Origin of the sequence: Neomesorhizobium albiziae, from assembly GCF_900114255.1 — a bacterium.
GTDB classification, from domain to species: Bacteria; Pseudomonadota; Alphaproteobacteria; order Rhizobiales; family Rhizobiaceae; genus Neomesorhizobium; species Neomesorhizobium albiziae.
The window spans coordinates 1-8,543 of sequence record NZ_FOSL01000064.1 but is presented as its reverse complement, the minus strand read 5'-3'; the positions used below and the strand labels follow the sequence as shown (position 1 = coordinate 8,543).

General features: G+C 61.1%; 10 protein-coding genes and 1 pseudogene. 1 reads left to right on the top strand and 10 read right to left on the bottom strand.

Annotated elements, in window-relative coordinates; all coding sequences use genetic code 11:
• The 3 genes from F3H98_RS30410 to F3H98_RS30400 all read right to left on the bottom strand — a co-directional run.
• Positions 1 to 605 (bottom strand): ISAs1 family transposase (locus tag F3H98_RS30410; protein WP_425294895.1); only part of this gene is annotated, 605 nt, incomplete at its 3' end.
• A 568-nt stretch (positions 606 to 1,173) separates the two neighbouring features.
• On the bottom strand, positions 1,174 to 2,340 hold the full coding sequence (locus F3H98_RS30405; RefSeq protein WP_149764674.1) for an IS110 family RNA-guided transposase: 1,167 nt from the start codon (positions 2,338 to 2,340) through the stop codon (positions 1,174 to 1,176).
• Complete coding sequence (locus tag F3H98_RS30400; protein WP_244622020.1) at positions 2,324 to 2,875, bottom strand: reverse transcriptase domain-containing protein; 552 nt, start codon at positions 2,873 to 2,875, stop codon at positions 2,324 to 2,326. Before F3H98_RS30400 ends, F3H98_RS30405 begins: the two co-directional genes overlap by 17 nt.
• A 166-nt stretch (positions 2,876 to 3,041) precedes the next feature.
• Here F3H98_RS30400 and F3H98_RS30395 point away from each other — a divergent pair.
• Positions 3,042 to 3,477 (top strand): annotated as a pseudogene (locus F3H98_RS30395) (hypothetical protein); the annotation flags it as partial.
• On the opposite strand, the gene F3H98_RS31515 reads toward F3H98_RS30395, so the two are convergent.
• The 7 genes from F3H98_RS31515 to F3H98_RS32750 all read right to left on the bottom strand — a co-directional run bounded on the left by F3H98_RS31515 (position 3,453) and on the right by F3H98_RS32750 (position 7,815).
• Positions 3,453 to 3,617 (bottom strand): hypothetical protein, encoded by a 165-nt coding sequence (locus F3H98_RS31515; protein WP_188130654.1) that lies wholly within the window; start codon positions 3,615 to 3,617, stop codon positions 3,453 to 3,455. The pseudogene F3H98_RS30395 and the gene F3H98_RS31515 overlap by 25 nt on opposite strands.
• Positions 3,614 to 3,796 (bottom strand): hypothetical protein, encoded by a 183-nt coding sequence (locus F3H98_RS30390; RefSeq protein ID WP_149764670.1) that lies wholly within the window; start codon positions 3,794 to 3,796, stop codon positions 3,614 to 3,616. Before F3H98_RS30390 ends, F3H98_RS31515 begins: the two co-directional genes overlap by 4 nt.
• A 127-nt stretch (positions 3,797 to 3,923) precedes the next feature.
• Positions 3,924 to 4,829: a hypothetical protein gene (locus F3H98_RS30385; RefSeq protein ID WP_149764668.1), complete on the bottom strand. Its 906-nt coding sequence runs from the start codon at positions 4,827 to 4,829 to the stop codon at positions 3,924 to 3,926.
• A gap of 388 nt (positions 4,830 to 5,217) precedes the next feature.
• Positions 5,218 to 5,469: a S26 family signal peptidase gene (locus F3H98_RS30380; protein WP_244622018.1), complete on the bottom strand. Its 252-nt coding sequence runs from the start codon at positions 5,467 to 5,469 to the stop codon at positions 5,218 to 5,220.
• Between the two features lie 145 nt (positions 5,470 to 5,614).
• Positions 5,615 to 6,919: a BID domain-containing protein gene (locus F3H98_RS32760; RefSeq protein ID WP_425294900.1), complete on the bottom strand. Its 1,305-nt coding sequence runs from the start codon at positions 6,917 to 6,919 to the stop codon at positions 5,615 to 5,617.
• A complete protein-coding gene (locus tag F3H98_RS32755) occupies positions 6,916 to 7,251 on the bottom strand; it encodes a hypothetical protein (RefSeq protein ID WP_425294899.1) in 336 nt (111 codons plus the stop codon). Before F3H98_RS32755 ends, F3H98_RS32760 begins: the two co-directional genes overlap by 4 nt.
• 12 nt (positions 7,252 to 7,263) lie before the next feature.
• Complete coding sequence (locus tag F3H98_RS32750) at positions 7,264 to 7,815, bottom strand: AAA family ATPase (RefSeq protein ID WP_425294898.1); 552 nt, start codon at positions 7,813 to 7,815, stop codon at positions 7,264 to 7,266.
• Positions 7,816 to 8,543: the final 728 nt, after the last annotated feature.

Genomic DNA, 8,543 nt, shown 5'->3' with positions numbered 1-8,543 from the left:
CCGGCATCCCTGATGGTGGTAGCAATGGCGGCATTGGTGGCGATGGCGTCGATCGAGACGAGCGTGCCCTTGCGGCCGTCATTTGCCGCCAGGCGCTCCACAAGTAACGGGATCGCGGTCGTCTCGTTGCTCTTGTCACTGACGGCTTCCTGGCCGAGCACGAGGCGCGCGGTGGTGGCGAAGGCGGAGACCAGATGCAGCGGGGCCTTGCCGGCACTGCGATCGTGGCTGCGCCGTGAAGTCTTGCCGTCGATGGCGACGAAGTCCGGCTTGTCAGGCCATGCCTCGCGCACCCATGAGGTGAAGGCGGCAGAGAACAGGCCGGGATCGATGCGATTCATCAGCATGGTCAGCCAGCGCCCGCCCGGCACGCCGTGATGGTAGGGCAGATAGCGGCGCAGGAAGTCGAGATGGGCCGCGCTCCAGTCGGCAATCAGATCATAGTCGTCGCAATCGCAGATCGTGCCGCAGACCACCAGAAGCAGGACTTCCTGCAGCGGATGCGCTACCCGCCACGGCTCGCGTGGGTCTTCAATCGCGGAGAAATGCTCCAGCAGTGCCTTCAGGCGTGGCTTCTCAAACCCTTCGAGGGCGGCAATGGTCATGGCAGGGCTCCGAATCATGGCAACCCCCATGGAATCAGATCAACCGCAATCCCAAAAGCGCGTTAACCCTGTATGGGGCGATGATTGTCAAGCTTGCTCCTGGTTCGTTTCCTCATCTCCTCGTTCGGCCCGATTGGCAACCATCTCCTCGTCCCGACCCGGCTTCGAACGGGCCGCGGCGCGCAGGGACGGTCAAGGGTTGGGCCGCGGGCCCATCGCGAAGCGACTTGTCCTTGACGGTCACGAGCACGGGCGGCAGGCTTTGCCGGCTCGGGTGAGCCCTTTCTTGCAGGGGCCAAAAGCCGACGACAGATTCCGAGGCGAGCTCGCCGTCGTGGACGCGGATCGCGCCACAACCTTGTATGCGGTTGATCCGTTCTGGATCTGAACCATGATGCAGCCATGCGCATCGGCGGCGAAGCTCCGGGCGGCGGACCCATTCTGAGTTACGGCTTGGAAGGGCCAGGGTTAACGGCGGGTTACCGCCACCTCGGATCGTCATCGGCAGACCCTGCTGCGGGCCTGCCAATTGGGTTGTGCGTTGTTCTCCTCTGCCCACGTACCCTCATCACGCCGCACGCAGATTGGCGCCTTGCGGCACCTCGCCCGCGGTGACGAAACGCCACAGCGCAATCAGCAGCTTGCGCGCCAGCGCCACGATCATCGTCTTGCGCGTGGTTTTGCGGCCGTCGGTCGTGCGCGCCTGGAACCATTGGGCGAGATCGCTGTCCTTCTGGAAGCTCAGAAAGCGCCAGGCCAACTGGATCATGCCGCGCCGCACGCGGGCATTGCCGGCGCGTGCCAACCCTTTCTCGCGCCGGCGTTTGCCGCTCTCGTCCGGCGACCCCGTGAGGCCGGCATAGCGCGCCACGGCGCGGCGATCGCGCAGCTGGCGGGACAGCATCTCGTGGACCAGCATGTCCGCCGTCTCGACACCGATGCCGATGATCCGCGCCAGCAGGCGAACCATCGCGTGCGGGCCGTTCGCCGCAGCCGGAGCCGCGGCCAGCCGGCGCAGGCGTTCCTGCTCGATCGTGCGGATCTGCTCGCGTACCAGGCTGAGCCGCTCAAGGAAGCGGTAGAGCTCGGCGCGGGTGTTGTCCGGCAGCGGCGTTCCCTCCGCCGTGCGGATGGTCTCGAGCCTGTCCGCCGCCTGGCGCAGGCTCAGCCGGAAGCTGCGGACGCCGAAGCGGGCGAGGATCGCCTTGATGTGGTTGATAATCCGTGTCTGCTCGCCGACCAGGGTCTCCCGCTCGCGGTTCGGCCGCCGCGCGTCCTCCTCTTCGAGCGTCGGGATCGGCGCCATACTGCAATGGCGCTTCTCGCCGCGCAGCCAGCCGAGAAAGGCGCGCATCAGAAGCTCGGTGTCGAGACGATCGGTCTTGGCGCGCCGATGCTCACGCGACACCGCAACGCTCGAGGGATGGATGGCATAGGCCTCGATGCCGTGCGCCCGCAACCAGCGCGCCAGCCAGAAGCCGTCGCCGGCCGCCTCATAGGCGACGGCGATCCGCTTGACCGTGTGCCCGGCCCGACCGGCTTCGTCGCGCCAGCGCTGCAAAAGCTTCAACAGTGCTGGCGCGTCGGCACCGATCTTCTTGAGCGGCTGGCGCTTGAGACCCGGAACAAGCGCGGCGACGAGCCATTTCGCCTTGCTCATTTCGATGACGGCGATGATCGTGTTATCCTGTTCGAGAGCGGTAAGGGACCGGCTCGTGTCAAAAGATTGCGACATGGGGCGCCTCCTTCTGATGGTGGTTTTGACAGCGCCGAAGGATGCCACACCCTCGCCGCTCGCCCCATAGCATCTGAGTTCGCAGCCCTGTCTTGCCCCATCGGTTCATTGCCAGTCCCGGCCGGAAGGTGTAGCCGAGAAAGTCGAACTTCTGGTTGGGGTAATGCCCCCGCCGAACGTTATCCTTGCAATACACGATCTGTGTCTTGTTTGGATGTAACGTCAGTCCACATTCGGCAAATCGCCGCTCAAGATCCGTTTGCAACTTTTGGGCCTGACGCTCGCTGCTGCAATGACAAACGGCATCATCGGCAAAGCGTTCAAACGGAATGTCAGGATGGTGAAATAGCCCCCGAATGAGCCGGACACGATCTCCATCTTGATAAGGGAAAGGAGTAATGTCGTGTCTATGAGAGAACTTCCATAGGCCTCCGAGCCAAGCTCGGATGCACCCGCAGAGGTTCAGCTTGAGCAAGCCGACGTTGGGTCGACAACCAGAACAAAGCCACCACAGGGCAGCCGTTGCACGATCCATTCCGAGTTCGCGCATTACTCGCACCCGCTTCGAGTTCAGCATTACTGGCCGCACTCGCTGGCCGACCTCTTGCCGGACGCAAGCCGGTGCAAAAACCACGCGCGTCAGCCAGGCACCTCCTTCTCTTCTTCCAAGCGTCGTCGAAATCAGGATGTGTTGCAACGTTTTTGTTACTCGCGAGCAGCGCGACCTGCCGTCGGCCAAACGCTTCTTCAGAAAGGCGCTGGAGCGTCATGGCCGACCGGATCGCGTCGTCATCGACGGTAGCCAGACCAATCGGGAGGCGATCGTTTCCTGCGACACCACAAATCGCTTGCAGGATCGCTCCCGGGGCCGGCTGAAGCCGATCCGGATCCGCCGGAGCCAGCCTGACCGGCATCGAAATGGTCCACATGATGCGCAAGCGACAGGCGAGGTACGCCTTCGATCCGAATCCGTCCCTGGCCGAGCAGTTCGAAATCCTCGCCGCCTGTTGTCCGAACGCAAAGGGAATGCACTATGGTGCGCGAAAGCAGTACCAGGAGTACGCTGCACCTATGGTTCCCATGGACAACCCGCTATTTCAGCCAGAGACTTATTACATCAGGGCAAACAAATTTTGACGCTCTGATAGTCGGGTGCGGCGCTGAAGGGCTTCGCCGGCATCGCGATCATCACCGATGTGACGCGCCACGACATCCTCCGCTAGGATGACGAGGAGATCGAGATTGGCGATCAGCGGATTGTCATTGATCGCCTTCACGACTGGTCCTCCAGTGGTACGGTGGCAGCTTCTGGGAAATTCCGGTCATGCAAGCCCCCGACATAGCAACAATAACGCCCTTGAAAACCGATTTCGCTGAGTAGGATGCGTGTGATAAGTTCGCGCACGAGAACGATGCCGTCCCAAATATCGACGTCCGGCAGCAGACCGCGATGCACGATCGTGTTCCTCAACCTCACAAGGGACTGTATCGTCTCTTGGGGAAAATCGCGTCGTGAAATTCGATAGTGATCGAATAGGGCGTCGATCTTTCAGCGAAGGTCTTCTTGTTGATGCCGGCGAACCTTATCTTGAAATCGCTCGCTCGTTCGCGCTGAGGTTCGGGTCGTGATCCGTCGCCTCCTCGAGCTTCTGGCGCAGAACCTTGAACTTGGACTTGGCGATCACTGTTCCCCTTCGACCCGGCAGCTCGCTTTCAATGATCGTCTCCACCGCGGTCATTGCAGTGAGAAAGCGCACCTCATCGAACGTCGTGTCGGTCTGCATCCAGCCAAGGGCGGTCCCGAGAACGTCCGACAAAGGCCCTCTTTCAAAATAGCGGCGCACCAACGCTCCGATGATCGGATCATGGTCCAAGGAATGCGGGACGGGAAACTCCGGCCTATATCCCGAGCCTGAGAAGAACGTCGCGGTAACGGTGTTGCCCTCGATTAGATCCAGCCTTGGCGTTTGCAGGCGGCCGCCGTGTGCGAACGCCAGGCCCTGATGCATAAGGCGAAGAAATCGGTCTGCTTCGCCAATCCAGGTGGTATGAGGTTTATCAGTCAGTGCGCTGATTGCCACGCGCCCCGACATCTGGTCCGTGTGGGAGCCCTTTGTAGCACCCCAAATCCCTAAGGTTCCCAAGGGAGTCTCGACGGGCAAGTTGCGGAAGGACGAAAAGCCGCGAAACCACAACATTAGAATGGGTTTCGGTGCGCGCTCCTTCATAACATGCGCCACCGTCGCGGCCAGATAACTCACCTCGATGAAGTGGCCATCGTTGTTGGCCCGGTATCCCGTCAGCGACAATGTATCGGAGACTATGCGATTTCCGCGTCTGCTACGCGCATCGACAGCGAAGCAGCTATGCGATTGCCCCGGCCGACCCATGGTCTTCGAAATAACTATGAAGCTACTTCCGTCCAGAACATCGAATTCGAAGCGCAAACGGCAATCGGCACCCGCCGAGAGCGTGAAGCCGACTTTCACGACCTTGTCGTCGATCGTCAGTTTACCGCGATAGCGCTCCTTCTTCAGTACCGCAGGCCGATCCCGCGCCTTAGAAGCATCCGAGGGCCTCCTTTTTGCAGGATTGCTTGCGTGTCTGTGGCCACTGGGTGTTCCTTCTACCTTCCACTGGGAAAGTCATTTTTTGGCTCGCCATTTCCTCGGCGTGGAGTCCTTGGAAGCGTGAATGCTGGCGCAAAGGATTGACCCCGATGGTTCGAACGAAGTCACTACTATCTAATTGAAAGCCCGACGACCCACCCCCCAACGGCCCGGTTGCGTCCAGCGTTTGCGGTCGACGCGTTTCCCCTCTGGAGGTTTTAACTTCACATCTGGCCCAGCCTCTTTTGGGCTGGCATTTTTCTGAATGTCATGGCTCGAACGTAAGAACCGGCACTGCCAGGCCGAGCACGCCGCTCGCCGGCGCCGGCGCCGGCCCAAAATATCGCGAGTCGTAAGACCCTGGATAGTCGGAGTGGAGGAACAGTTTTCCGGCCGGCACGATTCGGCCCGCGAAGGGAACAAGCGCTCTGCTCTCGGCATCGGTTCGATGGACCTCGGAATGGGCAAGCAGACGACCGTCGGTCATCACGGCGGTGCCGACGTCAAATCTGCTGGCCACCAACGGCCACGACGGTTTTGATCAATCATGAAATATCGCAGCCAGAATCCCCAGTCCGATGGAGACAATCGCGAGTGCACCTCGGCGTGTTTTCATTTGAGGACCAAGCCTTGGCGTTGCGACAGTCGCAGCGTCGCCGTCTCTTTCAACGCTTCGGTCGTCCGCTCGCGGGCGGCAAGCTGCTGTGCGACGCGCATGGCCGGCCAGGCGGGGCCACCAGTTGCTCTCGATGCGCGGGATTCATGCCTGTCGCCGCCTTCTCGAATGGCGATCCCGTCGTGTCCTTCGCGGCGTTGGTGAGCAGAAACCGCTCACCAAATCGTTCGCTGACCGCTCGCGTGAAGGTGTCGATTTCAGCCTTGACCATCCGGTCGGCGAGGGCGAAGCCGAGTGCCGATGGCAGATCGTTGCGATCGATCGCATCGCGGACCTTTTCCAGGATCCGATGTGCTGGCGGCGACAGCGCCGGGATGTCGATGGCAAGGCGCGAGCGAACGGCCTGTTCCTCCACCTCGATGCGCTCGACGGCCGACGCGCGCATGGTGAGGTAGCGTTCGATATCCCGTTTCAGGACCGGGGCATTGATCTCGGCGATCCGGGTTGTTCCTTGTCCGCCTTTCCGGCGAGCAGGCCGGTCTTGCCCTTGAGCGGACCGATCGAGTCGGGTTCGGTGGCGAGACGATCGAGCAGGCTTTTGTGTCGCCTGATCCCTCAGCATCGCTTCGAAATTCATCGCCTTGAACTCAGTTTCCGGCGCGGCGAAGACGAGGCGGAAGCGGATCGACATTTCTTCCCATTGCTTTGCCATCGCCGGATCGCCGGCGACCTTCTCCGCCACGACGTCGGAGACGGATTTCTCGAAGATGTTGATACCGGCGACCATCGGTGCGGCCTCCTTGATCGGGTTGGCGATTGTGGTGTGACGAAGATCGAGAAGGCCGAGGCGTGTCCCGACCCTGCGCAGCTTCTCGGCAATATCCGCAAGGTGCCGCTTCTGCCGCAGTGTCCAGTCCAGCCGATCGCGGACGAGCGTCCGGGCAACCCAGACAATGTGCAGGCCGCGGCTGTTGGCGAAGCGCAGCGCATCGCGGTAGAGGCCACGACGCGCATAGTCGAACGTGGTCTCCTTGGCGTTCTTGCGCGATAGAATCTTGATCAGGCCGCCATTGATGCCGAAGGAACGCCGGCCGTAATAGAGCGCGACATCCTCCCGATGCCGGGTCATCGCGACATAGGTGAGATGCCGGTCGAGGGACAGCGTGGCCAGCACTTTCACGCGGTCAACGGTCCCGCCCTGCGCTTTGTGGACGGTCGTCGCGTAGCCGTGGTCGATATTGCGGTAGAAACGCTGATCGACGACTACACGATGGAGCTGGTCGCCCTCCCCGATGGTGACGACCAAGCGACCCGCCTGGGTTTCGATCACCTTGCCGATCATGCCGTTCTTCACGCCGACAGAATTCTCGTTCCGGAGGAAGACGACCTGATCGCCGAGGGCAAGCGGCGGACGCCCTCCTCCGTCTGGAAAATATGGCCCGTTTCCAGGAAGCCGCGTTCGATCAGTTTTCCGCGTGCAAGATCATTGAGGGAACGGACGTCGCGACGCAGATGCGCAAGGATCAGTGTCGACTTTTCCGGATCGTAGTCGCGGTTCCAATCATCGATCAGATTGACAATTGCCTGCGACTTGAGCTCGGTGCCGAGCACCCTGCCCTGCCCACGATAGGTGTTGATCGCCTCGGCGACTCTTCCGCGTGCGAGATCGAGCGACGCATCGCGCATCCACTGCTCGCGCTAGCGATAGATCGTCTCGAACTCGGCATGGCCGATGCGCTCGACGATCGCGCGGAAGGCCGCACCCGCCTCGATCGGCTGCAGCTGATCGGGATCGCCGACAAGAACCAGTTTGGCGCCGGCGCGAGAAACCGCCTCAACGAATTGCGCCATCTGTTTTGAGGCGACCATGCCCGCTTCGTCGATAACGAGGACCGTCCTGGCGTCGAGCAGCTCTCGGCCGTTCTTCCATGCGAGCTCCCACGACGCCAAAGTGCGCGAGACGATGCCGGCTTCCTTTTCCAGACCCTCGGCAGCCTTGCCGGCAAGTGCTGCGCCGAGAACACGATAGCCGGCACTTTCCCACGCTTCCCGCGCCGCCTTCATCATCGTGGCCTTGCCGGCGCCGGCGCGGCCAACAATCGCAGAGATCTTCTCCCCAGACGTCACATGCTCAATGGCGGTTTTCTGCTCGGGAGACAGACTTTCATGACGTGCGAACACCGTGTCCCGGATTTTCGTCCCCACCACGAACCCGGATGCCCTGTCCATACGGATCGCACGATTGGCCATCTCCGCTTCGATGCGGATCACCTCGCTTGATTGTCGCCCTGTAGCGTCCCCCTATCCCGATCAATCCTCAACGAGTCATCCTTCACGCCCTTTGGTATTATTACATCGGCAGACGCGATGGTATCGTGGCGTGCAGCTTGAGAGGAGGATGACGGCATGCTTCTCCCGTCCAACGAGCATAGGCGGCAAGGATGGAGGCATATCGCCTTTGTATTTGCGCCTGGCAGGCTATCGAACAAAATGGGCCGTGAGAGCTTACGGCTAGCTGCGTCCTGGCAGGAGACAGTGGATATCTGGACGGTTGACCAAGGCAAAGCCTTCCAAGCGGCTCTTGGCACGGTCGCGAGCAAATTGCAGGGGTTACATGACTGATTTCGACGGAGCGTGGAAGAAAACAGAAGGTGGTGCCTGACCTGACGCGCGTGGTTTGGACCCGGCTCGCGTCCAAGAGGCGACCAACCGGCGTTCGGTAATGCTGAAAGGGGCGATTTCATCCCTTCGCTTGGCCTTGCTGGCGGACGTGAGTAATGGGAACCCGGAATGGGCCGCGCGACAACTGCCGTATGTCAGATCCTCAAGCGAACCTCTGGCGCCCGTACACCAGACCGGAGCTTGGCTCCGGATATTGCGAAGAGTCTATCTCTTCAAGGGAGAGCGGTATGAAACCCATCAATTCGATCGACCCATTCAACGCGGCAGCCTGGGCGCAGGAGTACGCTGCCCTGCAA

What these genes read in the sequence shown, in the direction of transcription:
- F3H98_RS30400 (WP_244622020.1), bottom strand. Translation starts at nt 2,875, where the DNA reads ATGGATCGTGCAACGGCTGCCCTGTGGTGGCTTTGTTCTGGTTGTCGA.
- F3H98_RS30405 (WP_149764674.1), bottom strand. Translation starts at nt 2,340, where the DNA reads ATGTCGCAATCTTTTGACACGAGCCGGTCCCTTACCGCTCTCGAACAG.
- F3H98_RS32750 (WP_425294898.1), bottom strand. Translation starts at nt 7,815, where the DNA reads ATGGCCAATCGTGCGATCCGTATGGACAGGGCATCCGGGTTCGTGGTG.
- F3H98_RS32755 (WP_425294899.1), bottom strand. Translation starts at nt 7,251, where the DNA reads ATGCGCGATGCGTCGCTCGATCTCGCACGCGGAAGAGTCGCCGAGGCG.